Here is a 17,763-nt window from a genome sequence, read left to right on the forward strand (position 1 = left end):
GGAAGGCGGTCGGCATGTTCGGCTGGATCCGCACGGCTTACGGGAGACTTCTCGACGGGAAGCGCGCGCCGTCACGCCCGGACGGTTCCGCGGGCCCGGCCGCGACGCGCGACCCCGCAAGGAAGCGCGCACCGAATCTCTTCGAGGCGGCGGCCTCCTACGTCTCGGCCCGGGCGGAGAACGATCAGGACAAGATCGACGAGGCGGCGGGCTGGGTGTCGCCTGAGGCCCTGTCCTTCGGCGTCAGCGAACTGGCGTGTCGCGCCGTCGTCGCGCTCGCGCGCGAGCGCGACGAGTCGCCCCATGCCGTCGCCCGCGCGCTCCTCGGACTGCCGACTGCGTGACTCCCCCGGCGGCCGCAAGGGTCGATTCGCCCCGTCCGGCCGGAAAGCTGCAGCTCCGGCTGCGGACCGGCCGTGACAAGCGCCTTCCCCCGGCACTAGGGTGCGCGCCGTTGGACGAACCGATGGGGAGGCTGGGATGGCCGGGACGGACGAGGACGCCGTCGCCGCCGCGGACGACGCGCTCTATGTGCTCACGGCGGTGCTGTTGACGCCGGCGAAGTTCCCGAGTGCGTTGGGCGACGACTATCCGGAGGCCTGTGCGGCGCTCGGCCTCCCGCCGCTCGCCGACGGCTACGGCTTGGTGCTGGGCCAGGACGGCGAGGGGGCGCGCTGGACCGTCGTCATCGACGACGTGTCGCTGGTCGCCGTCGCCATCGCGTCGTGGGACTGCGGCATGGAGTACGACCTGTCGCCCGACGAGCGGACGGTGGTCGCCGCGCTGCCCGGCTGGCCGCTGGCGGTGGCCGTCGCGGCCCCCGGCGTGCCCGCGCCGCACGACCCAGCCCCCGAGCTGGCGGACGGCCCGGCGCTGTGCCCGCCCGACACGAGCACCTGGGGTCCGGCGCAGCGGCGGCTGGGCGCCGACGAGATCGCGCTTCAGTGGGCACTGTGGCGCGAGCAGATCGACGACGCCGAGTTCGCGCCGTCCCGGGAGAGCAAGGCCGGCGCGCTCGCGGCCGCCGTCGGTGCGGACCGCGCGGGCAGCGCCGACCGGGCGGACGGGGACCACGGGGCGGAACACTCCGGCGGCACGTCGGCGCCCGGCGGGACCTCGGGCTCCGGTGGGAGCGGCGAGGACCCGGGTCCCTCAGGGGTCGCAGGTGCCGCCCGGACCCGAGGGGCGGCAGCGTCACCCGGGAACGGGACGGACGCGCCGCAGGGGCACAGCGGCATCCGACGCGTGCTGGCCGAGGTGCGCGCCTATGTGGACACCCCGCCTCCGTTGGGGCGCGTGCGTTCGTCGTTCGCTCCCGGTGAGGCGCGCACGCTGCGCGCCGACGGGCCGGGCTGGTCGCTGGTGGCCAGGACCGACGACATCGCGTTCGTCCTCCTCGACGACGAGCCCGGCGAGGTGCTCCCGGTCGGCCGGGGGCCCGAACTGCCCGGCCTGCTGGAGGCGCTCGACAAGATGGCCGTGCGACCTCTGTGACGCCGGTGACGGGGGTGACGGGGGTGACGGGGTGACGGCGAAGCCGCCGGGACTCCGCCCCTCGCCATGCCGTCGCCGGGACCGGTATGGCTCCGAGGGGCCATACCGGTCGTCCCGCCCGAGCCGCGGAGCCCGTGCCTCAGCGGCCGAGTTCCTTGCGGCCGACCCGGCGCAGTCTGCGCCGCTGTGACGGATCGAGCGTGAGGTAGGCCGCCGCCGGAACCCCCACCACGATCAACAGGGCCGCCCACCAGGGCAGCCAGATCAGCAGGAGAAGCCCGACCGCCACACCCCCTGCGGCGATCTTCGCGTTTCTCGACATCTGCGTCGCCTCCTTCGCGGCCACTGCCGCTCTCTGCCATGAAAACGGGTCCGCGCCGCCCGCGGTTCCGAGGCCGACCCTGAGCCGTCCCTGAGGTGCACCCCGAGACTTCCCCTAGAACCCCGCACGCACCCGCGGACCTTCCCCGCCCCGGATCCGCACCGGAGCCGGTCGACGGCGGTGCACGTCGGCGGACGGTGCTGTACTCTCGGCGCCCCGTCCACGTAGTCAAATTTGAGGAGAGGCCTCATCTCCGCGCAGAGGGTTCCCGTGGAAGCACCGTCCGAGATCTCCGAACTGACCCGTTGTCGCGCCGTCTTCCTCCCCGGCGTTCCGGCGCGCACCGGCGGCGTCGCGTTCTGGCGCCCCGACGGCGAGAAGGCTCCGTCCGCCGCCCCACCGGCGGCCGCCCGTCACCTGCGCCTGGTCCGACCGCTCGGCGCCGGCGTCTCCCTGGGCCGCGTGCCGGCCGTGGTGCTCCCGGTGCGCGACGCCCTGCCCGTGCTCACCCACGCGCGGGCCGAGCCCGACGCCCACCGGTCCACCGCCTTCTGGAGCGCGGCCGTCCTGCTGGCCCTGCGGTGCGCCGCGCGCGGCCTGCTCCTGCCCGGCCTGTCCGCGCAGGACCACGACGCATGGCGGATGGGACCGCTGGACGCGCACGACCTCGAGCAGGTATGCAGGCTGGCCGCCTCCATGCCGCCCGAAGCGCATGCCGTCCCCGTCGACGAGAGCACACCGCTGCGGCTTCCCGATCCCGAACGTCTTCTGCGCGCCTTCCTGGACGCCGTCGCGGACTGCCTCCCCCGCACCCCCGCCGCACCTCTCCTGACCGGTCACCCCGCCTACGCGGCGCCCACCACGCGGCCCGCTCCGGAACTTCGCGCGTGGGCCGCAGACGTCCGCGGCGCGCACGAGGCCGGCGTACGCATCTCGCTGCGGATCGAGGCCCCCGGGCTCGACCTGTCCCCGAGGGACGGCGGACCGGCGTCCGCCGAGAGCGGTGGACCGGCTTCGCGGCTGCGGGCCGTGCCGCAGGTGCACAGCGTGAGCGAGCCCGCGCGCGTCGCGGACGCCGCCGCGTTCTGGGCCGACCCGAGCGTCCTGCCCGGAGCATCGGGCCCCCACGCGCGGAGGGAGGCCCTGCTCGCGCTGCGTCGGGCGGCCCGGGCCTGGCCGCCGCTCGCCCCCCTGCTGAACGCCACCGTCCCGGAGGCGGTCGACCTCCTGGACGACGAGGTGGTCGAGCTCCTCGCGGAGGGTTCGCGAGCCCTCGCGAGCGCCGGTGTGGAGGTGCACTGGCCGAAGGAACTCGCCCGCACGCTGACGACCCGCGTGGTCGTGGGGCCGCCGCACGAAGGCCCGGAACCCCCCCGCGCCGGTTCGCCCACACCGTCCTTCCGGTCGTCGGACGCGCGGGTGGGTCTCACCTGGTGGTTCGGGCTGGGCGACCGGCGGCTGACGCGGGACGAAATGGACCGCCTGGCGGAGGCGGACCGGCCGCTGGTGCGGCTGCGCGACCAGTGGGTCCTGATCGACCCGGGGGAACTGCGACGGGCGCGCGACCGCCGGGCGCTCGGGATGACGCCCGTGGACGCCCTGAGCGCCGCCCTGACGGGCTCCACGGAGGTCGACGGCCACCGGGTCGACGTGCGGCCCACCGGGTGGCTGGCGGCCCTGCGGGAGCGGTTGACGAACCCCGACGAGCAGGAGAGCGTCGAGCAGCCCGCCGCGCTCGAGGCGACCCTGCGCGACTACCAGCGGCGCGGCCTGACCTGGCTGGCCCGGACCACCTCGCTCGGACTGGGCTGCTGCCTGGCGGACGACATGGGACTCGGCAAGACCGTCACACTGATCGCGCTCCACCTGCACCGGCAGACGGACCCCTCCGCGACCGGCCCCACGCTCGTGGTCTGTCCGGCCTCCCTGATGGGCAACTGGCAGCGGGAGATCGAGAGGTTCGCGCCCGGCACGCCGGTGCGCCGCTTCCACGGCCCCCGGCGCGACCTGGAGAGACTGGGCGACGGGGAGTTCGTGCTCACCACGTACGGCACGCTGCGGCTGGACGCGGACCGGCTCGGCCGGACGGCATGGGGGCTGGTCGTCGCGGACGAGGCGCAGCACGTCAAGAACCCCTGCTCGGCGACCGCGCGGGCCCTGCGCACGATCGACGCACGCGCGCGCGTGGCGCTCACCGGCACCCCCGTGGAGAACAACCTGTCGGAACTGTGGGCCATCCTGGACTGGACGACGCCGGGGCTGCTGGGCCGTCCGGCGGCCTTCCGGGCCCGGTACGCGCGGGTGGTCGAGAGCGGGCGCGATCCCGCCGCGGCCGAGCGCCTGGCACGGCTGGTGGCGCCCTTCCTGCTGCGCCGCCGCAAGTCGGATCCCGGGATCGCCCCGGAGCTGCCGCCCAAGACCGAGACGGATCACCCCGTGGCGCTCACGAAGGAGCAGGCGGGACTGTACGAGGCCGTGGTGCGCGAGACGCTGGCGGCCATCGCCGAGGCAGACGGGATGGCGCGACGCGGGCTGATCGTGAAGCTGCTGACCGCGCTCAAACAGATCTGCAACCACCCCGCGCAGTACCTCGGGGAGGAGCGGCCGAGGACCGCCGGGCGCTCGGGGAAGCTGGAGCTCCTCGACGAGCTGCTCGACACCCTCCTCGCCGAGGGCGCGAGCGTCCTCCTCTTCACGCAGTACGTACGTCTGGCACGTCTGCTGGAACAGCACCTGGCCGCGCGGGGCGTGCCCACCCAGTTCCTCCACGGCGGCGTTCCCGTCTCCGAGCGCGAGGCCATGGTCCGGCGCTTCCAGGACGGTGAGGCGCCCGTGTTCCTGCTGTCGCTGCGGGCGGCGGGCACCGGCCTCAACCTCACGCGCGCGGAGCATGTCGTGCACTACGACCGGTGGTGGAACCCGGCCGTCGAGGCGCAGGCCACCGACCGCGCGTACCGCATCGGGCAGACCAGGCCGGTGCAGGTGCACCGGCTGATCGCGGAGGGCACGATCGAGGACCGCATCGCCGACATGCTGCGCCGCAAGCAGGACCTCGCCGACGCCGTCCTCGGGGCCGGGGAGAGGGCGCTGACCGAGCTGACGGACGCCGAGCTGGCCGACCTGGTGGAACTGCGGGGGGGGGACGCACGATGAGCGGGGACGACCGGCGCCGCGACGGCCACGACGACACCGAGGAACGGATCTTCGCGGCCTTGCCCCCCGCGCCCGGCACGGCCTTCGCGCGGACCCGGTGGGGCCGGGCGTGGCTGTCCGCCCTGGAGGACGGCGCACTGGACGGGACGCAGGTGAGGGCGGGCCGCCGACTGGCGCGCGCGGGCGCCGTGGGCGCCGTGTCGGTCCGGCCGGGACGCGTCACGGCCGTCGTCCGGGACCGCGACGGCACGGCGCACCGGGCGGACGTGCTGCTCGACGTGTTCACGGACACGCAGTGGGACCGGTTCCTGGACCTGGCGGGCGAGCGGTCCGGGCACGTGGCCGCGCTGCTCGACCGGGAGATGCCGCCCCATCTGGTCGAGGACGCCGTCACCGCGGGCGTCGGCCTCCTCCCGGGACCGGGCGACCTGGAGGCCGCGTGCGACTGCGGCGCATGGGACCACTGCGGCCATACCGCGGCGGTCTGCTACCAGGTGGCGAGGCTGCTCGACCAGGACCCGTTCGTCCTGCTCCTGCTCCGGGGGCGCGCCGAGGGCGTCCTGCTGCACGACCTCCAGGCGCGGAGCGTCGCCGCCCCCGCCGGACGCGGGCCGGAGCGGGCGGACGGCGTGGACGCGGCCGAGGCCTACGCGGCCGGGGACATCCTGCCCCCGTTGCCCGCCGCACCCGGACCACCGCCGGAACCGGGCCGTCCCCCCTCGCTGGACACGGACGCGCCGGCCCCGGCCGGGCTGGATCCGGCGGCACTGGAGATCCTCGCGGCGCGGACGGCCGCGGAGGCGCGCCTGATGCTCGCTCGGGCGCTGCGCGAGGACGCCGGACGGGACGCGCCGCTCGCGGGCCGGTGGACGCTCGCCCAGGACGCGGTACGGCTGGCAGCGGGGGTCCTCGGCGTCCTCGACGCGGTGGACGGCCCTGACGCGGCCGTGGCCGACCGACTCGCCGCCGGGTCGGGGCGCGACCGGCGGGAACTGGCCTCGGCCGTGCGCGCCTGGACGTACGGCGGAGCGGCCGCGCTGTCGGTCCTCGATGAGGAGTGGTCCGTCGAGGGCGACGCGCTCGCACGCGCGCGTGCCGCGCTGGACTCGGCCTGGGAGGAGGACGAGCGGCCGGTGCTGCGGGCGCGCGGGAACCGGTGGACCGCCGTGGGTGCGGCCCGCCAACTGCGGCTGGGACGGGACGGGCGCTGGTGGCCGTACCGCGAGGAGGACGGTCGCTGGACGCCTGCGGGGGAAGCGGCCGACGACCCGGCGTCGGCTTGGGCCGTCGTGTGGCCCGACGGCGAGGAAGCGCTTTCCTAGACGCACCCCCGCCGTTCCGGCGCGCCGGCGCCGGCGGGGCGTCGGCCCGACGGACGGCCGACGCCCCGCGTTCACCCGGAGGCAGCACACCGTTCGACGCCCACCCCAACCCTGTCCGATGTCCGCACACTTGCCGATCCGCCCTCTGGGAGGCTCGATGTCCCCGCACGTCACCGGCCGGCGCCGCATCCACCGTTGCGTCGCGGCGGCCGCACCGCTCGCCGTGCTGGCCGCGCTCGCCACCGCAGGACCGGCCACCGCCGGAACGGCCTCCCGGACCGCGCACGTCACCCGGACCGCGACGCTCGGCGACATCCCCCTGGGGGCGTTCAGCAACTCCCTGCTGCCCGGCACGGTGGACGACGACCGGGGTGTGGACCTGGGCGGCATCGGCAGCGACATCTACCCGGCGGGTCGCGAGGGCGAGTTCTGGACGGTCACCGACCGGGGGCCCAACGGCCAGATCAAGGTGGACGGCGCCAAGCGCCGCACGTTCCCGGTGCCCGGGTTCGATCCGGCGATCGTGCGGATCCGGGTGTCCGGCAAGACGGTGAAGGTGCTGGGGGCGATCCCCCTCACCACGTCGTCGGGCAAGCCCGTGACGGGGCTGTCGAACCAGGCGGGACGTGACGAGGCGCCCTACTCCTACGACGCGCGGACGCCTCTGTCCTACAACCCGAACGGACTGGACACCGAGGGCCTCGTACGGGCCGACGAAGGCACCTTCTGGCTCGTCGACGAGTACGGGCCCTCACTGGTGCACGTCTCCGCGCGCGGGAAGGTCCTGACGCGCTACGTGCCCGCGGGGCTGCACCTCACCGGCGCGGACTACCCGGTGGTGGAGGCGCTGCCCGCGGTCCTGCTCCACCGCAAGACCAACCGCGGCTTCGAGGGGCTCGCCCAACTGCCGGGCGGAGACCTCGTCATGGCGGTGCAGAGCCCGCTGTCGCTCCCGGACACCGCGGCCGGAGAGGGCTCGCGCACGGCGCGTCTGCTGCGCTTCTCCCCGAAGCGCAAGGCCGTCACCGCCGAGTACGCGTACCGCTTCGACCCCGTGGGCGTGGTGGACCCCGGAGAGGACGACACGTCCGAACTCAAGATCTCCTCGGTGGTGGCCGTGGGCGGCGACCGGCTGCTGGTGGAGGAGCGCACGGACCGGGCCGCGCGGCTCCAGGCGGTGCGGCTGGGGCGGGCGTCGGACATCCTGGGCAGCCGCTGGGACGACGACGCCACCACGCCGTCACTGGAGCAGCTGGCCGATCCGGCCGCCGCGGGCGTACCGGTGCTGCCGAAGCGGCTGGTCGTCGACCTGGGCGAGGTCGCCGGGGTGCCCGGGAAGATCGAGGGCGTGGCGCGCGTGGATCACACCACACTCGCCCTCGTCAACGACAACGACTTCGGGATGACGGACGGCGCGGGCGCCTTCGACGCACAGGGCCGTCTCGTCGACAGCGGCGTCGAGACGACGCTCACCTACGTGCGGCTGCCGCGGAACTGGTGACGCCTGTCACGAACCCGGCTCCCCCGCCTGGGACAACAGCGACTCCAGAGCGCTCGGCAACCCGCTCGGCAGCTCGCTCGGCAGGTCGGTGGGCAGGGTGCTCGGCAACTGCGTCGGCAGAGTGCTCGGCAACTGCGTCGGCAGCTCTGTCGGCAGGTGGGAGGGCAATTCGCCGGGCAGTCCCGACGGCAGGCTGAGGGTGGGCTCGGGCGACGCCGTGGCGCTGTCGTTAGGGCTCGGCCTGTCGTCCGAGGAGCCGTCGCGCGAAGCCATCAGCACCACGGCGAGCACCGCGCCGGCCACGACCAGCAGGACGAGCACCACGAGCAGCGGGCTCCTGCGCCTGCCGGGCCCGCCGGGGTCCCCCGGGCCGCCCGGTCCGACGGCGGCGAAAGGGGCGGTGGGCGGTCCGAAACCACCGGGAGGCGGCATGCCGCCCGGCGGTACGGGCGGCTGGGGCGGTACGGGTGGTTGGGCCATGCCGTCCAGCGTGACCGTGCGCCCGTGCGGGACGCGACCCCCGCGCGCGAGTTGATACCGGTTCAGGTCACGGAGGACATGATTCCGGCGTATTGCGCGCGGCGGCCGCGTCCGCCGCCGGACGGATGCGTCCGGCGGCACGCGCGTGTGCGGACCCCACCGGGCACGCGCGTCTGCGACCCCCACCGCAGGGCGCGTGCGTCCGGCCCCTCACCGCACACGCGCGCGTGTGCGGTGGACTCAGCCCCGGGCGCCGAGGAGGTGGTCCATGGCGAGCTGGTCCAGCCGCTCGAAGGCCATGCCGCGGGCCGCGGCCGCCTCGGGGTCGAAGTCCTCGAAGGCGGTGCGGTCGGCGAGCAGGCCCTGAAGGCCGTCGGCGGCGGTGGCCTGGGCCAGCTCGTCGAGACGCGAGGCGCGCAGGGCCTCCTGGACCTCCGGGTCGCCGCGGAAGGCGGCCGCGCGCTCCTTGAGGATCAGGTAGTTGCGCATGCAGCCCTCGGCCGACGCCCACACCCCGTCGAGGTCCTCGGTGCGCGGCGGCTTGAAGTCGAAGTGCTTCGGACCCGCGTAGCCGGCACTCTCCAGCAGGTCGACCAGCCAGAACGCGGCACGCAGGTCACCGGCGCCGAAGCGCAGGTCCTGGTCGTACTTGATGCCGGACTGGCCGTTGAGGTCGATGTGGAAGAGCTTGCCCGCCCACAGCGCCTGGGCGATGCCGTGCGGGAAGTTCAGCCCGGCCATCTGCTCGTGGCCGACCTCGGGGTTGACGCCGTACAGCTCCGGACGCTCCAGGCGCTCGATGAAGGCCAGGGCGTGGCCGACCGTGGGCAGCAGGATGTCGCCGCGCGGCTCGTTCGGCTTGGGCTCGATGGCGAACTTCAGGTCGTAGCCCTGGGCGGTCACGTACTCGCCGAGGAGGTCGAAGGCCTCCTTCATCCGGTCGAGCGCCACGCGCACGTCCTTGGCGGCGCCGGACTCCGCGCCCTCACGGCCGCCCCAGGCGACGTAGATCTTCGCGCCCAGCTCGGCGGCCAGGTCGATGTTGCGGATCGTCTTGCGCAGGGCGTAACGGCGCACGTCGCGGTCGTTCGCGGTGAACGCGCCGTCCTTGAAGACGGGGTGCGTGAAGAGGTTGGTGGTGGCCATCGGCACGGTCATGCCGGTGGTGTCCAGGGCCTGACGGAAGCGCTTGATGTGCTCCTCGCGCTCACTGTCGGAGGACCCGAAGGGGATCAGGTCGTCGTCGTGGAAGGTCACGCCGTAGGCGCCCAGCTCGGCCAGGCGCGTCACCGTCTCGACCGGGTCCAGGGCACGCCGCGTGGCGTCGCCGAACGGGTCCCTTCCCTGCCAGCCGACGGTCCACAGGCCGAAGGTGAACCTGTCGTCGGGGGTGGGCTGGTAGCTCATGCCGCGGCTCCTTGCTCGAAGACTGTCGTGCCTGACGGGGGGCGAACTATTTCGTCATGGCGGTTTACAAATTAGTATGCCAACGCATCTCTGGGAAGACAGATCCCGCAGAGCCGCGGAAAAACTTGAGGGAGAGCCCGATGTCAGCAGCCGAGGGTCCGCTCGTCGTCGGCGTGGACACGTCCACGCAGTCCACCAAGGCGCTCGTCGTCGACGCGGCCACCGGCGAGGTCGTCGCGAGCGGCCAGGCGCCGCACACGGTCTCCTCCGGATCCGGCCGTGAGAGCGACCCGCGCCAGTGGTGGGACGCGCTGCGCGAGGCCCTGCACCAGTGCGGCGACGCGGCCCGCGAGGCGGCCGCGGTGTCCGTCGGCGGCCAGCAGCACGGCCTGGTGACGCTGGACGGGCACGGGGAGCCGGTGCGTCCGGCGCTGCTGTGGAACGACGTGCGCTCCGCCCCGCAGGCGCGTCGGCTGACCGAGGAGCTGGGCGGCGCGAAGTTCTGGGCGGAGCGCACGGGGTCGGTGCCCGCGGCATCCTTCACGGTCACGAAGTGGGCGTGGCTGGCCGAGAACGAGCCGGAGGCCCTGCGCGCCACGAAGGCGGTGCGCCTCCCCCACGACTACCTCACCGAGCGCCTGACGGGCGAGGGCACCACGGACCGCGGCGACGCCTCCGGCACCGGCTGGTGGGCTTCGGCGACCGAGGCGTACGACGAGGAGATCCTCGCCCACGTGGGGCTCTCCCCCACGCTGCTCCCGCGCGTGGTGCGGCCCGGCGAGGTCGCCGGCACCGTGCGCGACAGTCACGACCTGCCCTTCGCCAAGGGCACGCTGGTCGCCCCGGGCACCGGCGACAACGCGGCGGCGGCCCTGGGCCTCGGGCTGCGCCCCGGCACGCCGGTCCTGAGCCTGGGCACCTCCGGCACGGTGTACGCGGTGGCCAAGCGCCGCCCCACCGACCCCTCCGGCACCGTGGCCGGTTTCGCCGACGCCCACGGTGACTGGCTGCCGCTGGCCTGCACCCTGAACTGCACGCTCGCCGTCGACCGGGTCGCCGCCCTGCTCGGGCTGGACCGCGAGGCGGTGGAGCCCACCAGCCACCTCACCCTGCTGCCCTACCTGGACGGCGAACGCACCCCCAACCTTCCGAACGCCTCCGGTCTGCTGCACGGACTGCGCCACGACACCACCGCCGGCCAGCTCCTCCAGGCCGCCTACGACGGCGCCGTGCACTCGCTGCTCGGCGCGCTCGACCTCGTCCTCGACGACGACGCCGACCGCTCGGCCCCCCTGCTGCTGATCGGCGGCGGCGCCCGGGGCGAGGCCTGGCAGCAGACCGTGCGCCGGCTGTCCGGGCGGCCGGTCCAGGTCCCCGAGGCCAGGGAACTCGTCGCGCTCGGGGCCGCCGCGCAGGCGGCGGGGCTGCTGACCGGCGAGGACCCCGCCGCCGTCGCCCGCCGCTGGAACACCACCCGGGGCCCGGTCCTCGATGCCGTCGAACGGGACGAGTCGACGCTGGCCAGGATCGCCGGGGTACTCTCCGACGCGGCCCCGCTGCTGGAACGGAGCACGGACGCCCGCTGAGCGTCGACGCCCGCACGCCGACGCCCGAGGATCACGCACGACGACGCAACGACGACTCGACGAATCGACGGAGGCATGACCGCACCGCCGCACGAGGCCAGGCCGACCGGCCCGGGACGCGCGCTGCCCGACACCCAGCAGGGCATGCGCCGTCGCAATCTGGCCAGGGTGATGCACGCCGTCAGCGCCGAGGGACCGCTCTCGCGCGCGGGAGTCGCCTCGCGCATCGGTCTGACCCGGGCGGCCGTCTCGACCCTCGTCGACGAGCTCATACGCTCCGGCCTGCTCGAGGAACTCGGCCCCGAGCGCCCCGGCCGGGTGGGACGACCTGGATCGGCCCTGGCGGTCAGCGGGCACGGCCCGGCGGGCATCGGCGCCGAGGTCGGCGTCGACCACCTGGCGGTCTGCGCCGTCGACCTGCGCGGCGAGGTACGCGTGCGCGCCGAGCGGCACGGCGCCAACCGGGGCCGCGCCCCGGGGCCCGTGGTCGAGGAACTGACCGGGCTCGTACGCCAGGTCGTCGCCGAGGCCGAGCGCGAGGGACTGTGGCCGGCCGGGCTCGCGGTGGCCGTCCCCGGCCTCGTCGCCCGCGACGCCCGTACGGTGGTGCGCGCGCCGAACCTCGACTGGCAGAACGTCGACCTCGGGGCGCTGCTGCCCGGCGAGTTCCCGCTGACGGTCGACAACGAGGCCAACTTCGGCGGGCTCGCCGAACTCTGGCTCGGCGCGGACACCCCGCGGAACTTCCTGCACGTGTCGGCCGAGATCGGCATCGGCGCCGCACTGGTCGTGGACGGCGACCTGCTGCGCGGCACCCGCGGCTTCGCGGGCGAGCTGGGCCATGTGCCGGTGCATCCCGACGGGCCGGCATGCGGGTGCGGCGGACGCGGGTGCCTGGAGCAGTACGCCGGCGAGGAGGCGGTGCTGCGGTCGGCCGGGCTGGAGCCCGGCGAGGACCGCGTCGGCCTCCTCGCGGGGCGGGCCGCGGACGGCGATCCTGAGGTACGGCGGGCGTTGCGCGAGGCGGGAACGGCCCTCGGCATCGCCCTGACCGGGGCGCTCAACCTGCTGGATCCGCAGAGCGTCGTCCTCGGCGGCGCGCTCGCCGGACTCGCGCCGTGGCTGCTGCCGTCGCTGGAGGCGGAGCTCTCCCGGCGCACGGCCGGCCCCGCCTGCCCGGTCGCCGTCTCCCGCCTGGGCCCCGAGGGCCCCCTGCTCGGCGCCGCGCACTCGGTGGTGCGGTCCGTGCTGGACGACCCGGCGACGGTGGCGGAACGGGCCTGAGGCCCTGAGGCCCTGCGGAGCGGCGGCAGGCAGCAGGCAGGGTGTGTCGGGCGGGGGCCGGAGGGCAACCTGCGGGGCGGGTCCTGCCCCAGTCCCTTCCCCTCGCCCTTGCCCCCGCCACCTCCCTCTCCCTCTCCCTCTCCCTCCCCCGCGTGCGGTGCCCGTGGCGCAACGCCTGACAGCCGCATGACCGGAACCCCTCGTTCGGGTGGGCGAGTTGTCCCCAACCGCGTATGGGTCCACAGATCTCGGCGGCGTTCCCCGTCCGTCCGGCGGGCACCGTAGCGTGATCGGACGGCGGCGATCCGGCCGAGCGTCGCCCGGACGGTTGTCGACCCGCGCCCCCGGCGTGACGATGTCCGCAGCCGCATCCCGCCCGAACCCGACCCACCGCCGCAACGCCTTCCGGGAGGACCAGTTGACCGATCCCTGGGTGGCCCTGGAACCCGGGGCCGACCCCGCCGAGCGAGTACGTCTCCTGCGCCGCGCGCACGAGACGTTCACCGAGGCCGGCACCGTGCCGCGGCCGGTGCGGGCCGTCGTGGCCGACTCCTGGCGGCGTTCCGCGCGGGCGGGCGTCGGCCCGGACGGCGCCGCGCACGTCGAGTTGGACGACGGTGAGCTCGACGCCTACCGGTGCGAGCACCCGCTGGCGCGAGTGATGCCGCTGTTCCGCGAGTTGATGGGCACGTTCGCCGCGGACGGCGAACATCTGCTGGCCGTGTGCGACGCACGCGGGAGACTGCTGTGGGTGGAGGGCCACGCGGCGACCCGGCGACAGGCGGGCCGGATGAACTTCGTGCCCGGCGCGCACTGGGCGGAGAGCGCGATGGGGACCAACGCGCCGGGCACGGCCGTCGCCCTGGACCGTCCCGTGCAGGTGTTCGCGGCCGAGCACTTCATCCGGCGGGTGCAACCGTGGACGTGCGCGGCCGCCCCGGTGCACGACCCGCGGACCGGGCGCGTGCTGGGCGCCGTGGACATCACGGGCGGCGACGGGCTGGCGCACCCGCACAGCCTGGGCTTCGTGCAGGCCGTCGCCCGGGCCGCGGAGGCCCATCTGGCGCTGCTCACTCCCGAGCCGCCGGTCGGCGAGACGTCCCGGCTGACCGTGCTGGGCCGGGACGAGGCGCGCTTGACCACCGGAGGCCGCAGCATCAGGCTGAGCCGCCGGCACAGCGAGATCCTGCTGTTGCTGGCACGTCACCCCGAAGGCCTCACGGGCGACGGGCTGCTGTGCGCCCTGTACGAGGACGAGTCGGTGACGCCGGTGACGCTGCGGGCCGAACTGGCCCGGCTGCGCGGGGTGCTGGGACCCGGGTTGCTGGCCTCGCGACCCTACCGGCTCACTGCGGCCGTCGAGTCGGACCTGGACGTCGTCGAACGCAAGCTGGCGGCGGGCGCGGTCACGGCGGCGCTGACGGCCTACACCGGGCCACCGCTGCCGGGGTCCCGGGCGCCCGCCGTGGCACGGCTGGGCCGGCGGCTCGCCGACGGTCTGCGCGCCGCGCTGATCGCCTGCGGCGACCCCGACCTGTTGGCGGACTGGGCGCACGCCCCGTGGGGCGAGGACGACCTCGACGTATGGCGGGCTCTCGCGGCGGCACGTCCGACCGCCGCTACGCGGGCCCGCGTCACGGCACTGGAATGCGAGCTGACGGCGCCGGGCGAGCGGCCGCGTCCGCGAGGGCCACGACCATGAGGGCGACGACCGTGGCGGCGACCATGGCGGCGACGGCCGTCAGGACGACGGCCGTGAGGCTGGGTGAGGCGCAACGTGAGTGCAACGTCCGTCTCTCTAGCGTCGCGCGCAGAGCTGTCCGACGGCGGACAGCGCTGCCGAAGGAGGCTGACCAGGATGACCCGTTACGCGGCCCCGGGGAGCGAGGGCTCGATCGTCTCCTACCAGGCGCGCTACGACCACTACATCGGGGGCGAGTACGTGCCCCCGGCGCGGGGACGGTATTTCGAGAACCCCTCGCCGGTGAACGGGGAGACGTTCACGGAGGTGGCGCGCGGCACCGCGGAGGACGTGGAGCGGGCGCTGGACGCGGCGCACGCGGCGGCGCCGGGCTGGGGCCGCACCTCGGCGACCGAGCGCTCCGACATCCTGCTGAAGATCGCCGACCGCATGGAGGCGTACCTGGAGCCGCTGGCCGTGGCGGAGAGCTGGGAGAACGGCAAGCCGGTGCGCGAGACGCTGGCCGCGGACATCCCGCTGGCCATCGACCACTTCCGCTACTTCGCCGGCGCTGTCCGCGCCCAGGAGGGCTCCCTCAGCGAGGTCGACGGCGACACCGTGGCGTACCACTTCCACGAGCCTCTCGGGGTCGTGGCGCAGATCATCCCGTGGAACTTCCCGATCCTGATGGCCACCTGGAAGCTCGCTCCGGCGCTCGCCGCGGGCAACGCGGTGGTGATCAAGCCGGCCGAGCAGACTCCGGTCTCGCTGCACTACTGGATGAGCCTGGTCGCGGACCTGCTGCCGCCGGGCGTGGTCAACATCGTCAACGGCTTCGGACCGGAGGCGGGCAAGCCGCTCGCGTCCAGCCCGCGCGTGGCCAAGGTCGCGTTCACGGGTGAGACGTCCACGGGCCGGCTGATCATGCAGTACGCGGCCGAGAACCTGAAGCCGGTCACGCTGGAACTGGGCGGCAAGTCGCCGAACCTCTTCTTCGACGACGTGTGGGACAAGGACGACGACCTGCGCGACAAGGCCCTGGAGGGGTTCACCATGTTCGCCCTCAACCAGGGCGAGGTGTGCACCTGCCCGTCGCGGGGCCTGATCCAGCGCGGCAACTACGGCGACTTCCTTCAGGCGGCCGTGGCCCGCACCGAGCTGATCAAGCCGGGGCATCCCCTGGACACGGACACGATGATCGGCGCGCAGGCGTCGGGGGAACAGCTCGCGAAGATCCTCTCCTACATCGACATCGGCCGGAAGGAGGGCGCCAAGGTCCTCACCGGCGGCGAACGCGCTGAGTACGACGGCGAGTTGAAGGGCGGCTACTACGTCCGGCCGACGATCTTCGAGGGCGACAACCGCATGCGGATCTTCCAGGAGGAGATCTTCGGCCCGGTGGTGTCGGTCGCCTCGTTCGACGACTTCGACGACGCCATCAAGATCGCCAACGACACCTCGTACGGACTGGGGGCAGGCGTCTGGACCCGGGACATCAACACGGCGTACCGCGCCGGCCGGGCGATACAGGCCGGTCGGGTGTGGACCAACTGCTACCACGCCTACCCGGCCCACGCGGCGTTCGGCGGCTACAAGCAGTCCGGAATCGGACGCGAGACCCACAAGATGATGCTGGAGCACTACCAGCAGACCAAGAACCTGCTGGTGTCGTACTCGCCGAAGAAGCTCGGTTTCTTCTAGCGGACGGCCTCGGTCGGTCGGCTGCGTCGTCGCGCGCGAGGGTCGCCGCCGGGCGGCGGCGACCCCGGGGTGCCGACGAGGCCTTCGGGTGCGGCCGGGGAGCCGCGCCCTCAAGGCCTCGTCGGTTCGCTTGCGACCGTGCGGGAGCTGTTACGAGCGGGTCCAGCGCTGGTTGCTGCCGCCCGAGCAGGAGTAGAGCTGGAGCAGGGTGCCGTTGGCCGTGCCGTTCGCCACGGCGTCGAGACAGAGGCCGGACTGGACGCCGACGATGGAACCGTCGGAGTTGAGGCGCCACTTCTGGTTGTCGCCGCCCCAGCAGCTGTAGATCTGCACCTTGGCTCCGTTGCCGGTGCCGGCGGCGTCCAGGCACTTGTCGCCGAAGACCCTGAGCTCGCCGGCCGAGGTGGACGTCCACTGCTGGTTGGCGCTGCTGTGGCAGTCCCAGAGGTTGAGCTGGGTGCCGTCGGCGGTGCTGCTGCCGGGCACGTCCACGCAGCGGCCCGAGCCGACCCCCTTGATCGCCGTGCCGTCCGAGGGGGGCGGGGTGGTGGTGCCGCCGTTGAGGGCGTCGAGGACGGCGGTGTAGGCGGGCTTCTTGCCGCCGCCGCTGTTGAAGAGCAGCGGGGTCTGCTCCGATCGCCACGAATCGCTGTCGCGCACGCCCCAGACGGTGATGCCGAGGCAGCGCGACACGGCCAGGCAGTCGTTGGTCACGTTGGCGTAGGTCGTGGCCGACGCGCCCTGGATGTCGAGTTCGGTGATGGCCACGTCGACGCCGAGGGCGGCGAAGTTCTGCAGGGTGGTGCGGAAGTTGCTGTTGTAGGGGCTGTCATTGTTGAAGTGCGACTGGAAGCCGACGCAGTCGATCGGCACGCCACGCTGCTTGAAGTCGCGGACCATGGAGTACATGGCCTGGGTCTTGGCCCAGGTCCAGTTCTCGACGTTGTAGTCGTTGTAGCAGAGCTTGGCGGCCGGGTCGGCGGCGCGCGCGGTGCGGAAGGCGACCTCGATCCAGTCGTTGCCGGTGCGCTGGAGGTTGGAGTCGCGCCGGGCTCCCGAACTGCCGTCGGCGAAGGCCTCGTTCACGACGTCCCACTGGGCGATCTTGCCTTTGTAGTGGGCCATCACGCCGTTGATGTGGCTGATCATCGCCTGGCGCAGCGTGCTGCCGCTGAGGCTCTGCATCCAGCCGGGCTGCTGGGAGTGCCAGGCCAGCGTGTGGCCGCGCACCTTCTTGCCGTTCTGCACCGCCCAGTTGTAGACGCGGTCACCGGCGGCGAAGTTGAACTGACCTCGCTGTGGCTCGGTGGCGTCGATCTTCATCTCGTTCTCGGGCGTCACCATGTTGAACTCACGGCCCGCGATCGAGGTGTACGCCGAGTCGCCCAGCCTGCCCGAGGCGATGGCGGTGCCGAAGTAGCGGCCGCTCTGCGCCGCGGCCGCGCCGAGCGTGCTCTCGGCGGCGTGCGCCGGCGGGGCGACGAGGGCGGCGACCACGCAGAAGGCGCCGACGGCCTGCGCCAGCAGCAGGCCGCGGATCCTCCGGCGGACACCGGGTCGGGGAGGGGCATACGAGCCCATGTCTGTGCCTCCAAGGGGGAAATCGGGGAAGGACCGAAGCGCGGGGAACGCGTCGGCGCGAGCAGGGCGACGGGACGATCACGACCGGCGTCGCGACGGCAGTGGGCCGGCCGAGGGATGACGGCCGTCGGGTCGTGGACGGCATCGGGTCATGGACGACAGGTGACAACCGTCGGGTCGCGGATGACGGGTGATGGCCGTCGGGTCACGGATGACGGGTGATGGCCGTCGGATGACGGGCGGGCGGGGGG

At 74.0% G+C, this 17,763-nt stretch carries 13 protein-coding genes; 9 read left to right on the top strand and 4 right to left on the bottom strand.

Annotated elements, in window-relative coordinates; all coding sequences use genetic code 11:
* The first annotated feature begins 14 nt into the window (after positions 1 to 14).
* Together KMS84_RS23105 and KMS84_RS23110 are read left to right on the top strand one after the other, a co-directional pair.
* Complete coding sequence (locus tag KMS84_RS23105) at positions 15 to 344, top strand: hypothetical protein (protein ID WP_256918333.1); 330 nt, start codon at positions 15 to 17, stop codon at positions 342 to 344.
* 136 nt (positions 345 to 480) lie between these two features.
* The gene (locus KMS84_RS23110; protein WP_256918334.1) at positions 481 to 1,494 is read left to right on the top strand and encodes a hypothetical protein; all 1,014 of its coding nucleotides are present in this window, start codon (positions 481 to 483) and stop codon (positions 1,492 to 1,494) included.
* A gap of 139 nt (positions 1,495 to 1,633) precedes the next feature.
* On the opposite strand, the gene KMS84_RS23115 is transcribed toward KMS84_RS23110, so the two are convergent.
* Complete coding sequence (locus KMS84_RS23115; protein WP_256918335.1) at positions 1,634 to 1,816, bottom strand: tail-anchor membrane protein; 183 nt, start codon at positions 1,814 to 1,816, stop codon at positions 1,634 to 1,636.
* A 270-nt stretch (positions 1,817 to 2,086) separates the two neighbouring features.
* Here KMS84_RS23115 and KMS84_RS23120 point away from each other — a divergent pair, with 270 nt between their 5' ends.
* The 3 genes from KMS84_RS23120 (at position 2,087) to KMS84_RS23130 (ending at position 7,792) form a co-directional block, all read left to right on the top strand.
* Entirely contained in the window at positions 2,087 to 4,969 is a 2,883-nt protein-coding gene (locus KMS84_RS23120; RefSeq protein WP_256918336.1) for an SCO1167/SCO6262 family helicase, read from the top strand.
* Positions 4,966 to 6,291: an SWF or SNF family helicase gene (locus KMS84_RS23125; protein WP_256918337.1), complete on the top strand. Its 1,326-nt coding sequence runs from the start codon at positions 4,966 to 4,968 to the stop codon at positions 6,289 to 6,291. Before KMS84_RS23120 ends, KMS84_RS23125 begins: the two co-directional genes overlap by 4 nt.
* 157 nt (positions 6,292 to 6,448) lie before the next feature.
* Positions 6,449 to 7,792 carry an esterase-like activity of phytase family protein gene (locus KMS84_RS23130; protein ID WP_256918338.1) on the top strand — a complete coding sequence of 448 codons (1,344 nt, stop codon included), beginning with the start codon at positions 6,449 to 6,451 and terminating at the stop codon, positions 7,790 to 7,792.
* A 6-nt stretch (positions 7,793 to 7,798) separates the two neighbouring features.
* Here the strand turns inward: KMS84_RS23130 and KMS84_RS23135 are convergent, their stop codons facing one another.
* Both KMS84_RS23135 and xylA read right to left on the bottom strand, forming a co-directional pair.
* Positions 7,799 to 8,272: a hypothetical protein gene (locus KMS84_RS23135; RefSeq protein WP_285893869.1), complete on the bottom strand. Its 474-nt coding sequence runs from the start codon at positions 8,270 to 8,272 to the stop codon at positions 7,799 to 7,801.
* Between the two features lie 240 nt (positions 8,273 to 8,512).
* Complete coding sequence (gene xylA, locus KMS84_RS23140; RefSeq protein WP_256918339.1) at positions 8,513 to 9,679, bottom strand: xylose isomerase; 1,167 nt, start codon at positions 9,677 to 9,679, stop codon at positions 8,513 to 8,515.
* Positions 9,680 to 9,819: 140 nt separating this feature from the next.
* On the opposite strand from xylA, the gene xylB reads away from it, so the two are divergent.
* The 4 genes from xylB (at position 9,820) to exaC (ending at position 15,931) form a co-directional block, all read left to right on the top strand.
* Positions 9,820 to 11,265, top strand: coding sequence for a xylulokinase (gene xylB / locus KMS84_RS23145; protein WP_256918340.1), 1,446 nt, complete (start codon positions 9,820 to 9,822; stop codon positions 11,263 to 11,265).
* A gap of 75 nt (positions 11,266 to 11,340) precedes the next feature.
* Positions 11,341 to 12,549, top strand: a complete 1,209-nt coding sequence (locus KMS84_RS23150; RefSeq protein WP_256918341.1) for an ROK family transcriptional regulator — start codon at positions 11,341 to 11,343, stop codon at positions 12,547 to 12,549.
* A 418-nt stretch (positions 12,550 to 12,967) separates the two neighbouring features.
* Complete coding sequence (locus KMS84_RS23155) at positions 12,968 to 14,251, top strand: GAF domain-containing protein (protein WP_256918347.1); 1,284 nt, start codon at positions 12,968 to 12,970, stop codon at positions 14,249 to 14,251.
* 156 nt (positions 14,252 to 14,407) lie between these two features.
* Positions 14,408 to 15,931, top strand: a complete 1,524-nt coding sequence (gene exaC, locus KMS84_RS23160; RefSeq protein WP_256918342.1) for an acetaldehyde dehydrogenase ExaC — start codon at positions 14,408 to 14,410, stop codon at positions 15,929 to 15,931.
* Between the two features lie 150 nt (positions 15,932 to 16,081).
* On the opposite strand, the gene KMS84_RS23165 is transcribed toward exaC, so the two are convergent.
* Positions 16,082 to 17,512, bottom strand: coding sequence for an endo-1,4-beta-xylanase (locus KMS84_RS23165; RefSeq protein WP_256918343.1), 1,431 nt, complete (start codon positions 17,510 to 17,512; stop codon positions 16,082 to 16,084).
* Positions 17,513 to 17,763 lie beyond the last annotated feature (251 nt).

It is taken from the genome of Streptomyces hilarionis (genome assembly GCF_024539675.1).
In the GTDB taxonomy this organism is placed as follows: domain Bacteria; phylum Actinomycetota; class Actinomycetes; order Streptomycetales; family Streptomycetaceae; genus Streptomyces; species Streptomyces hilarionis.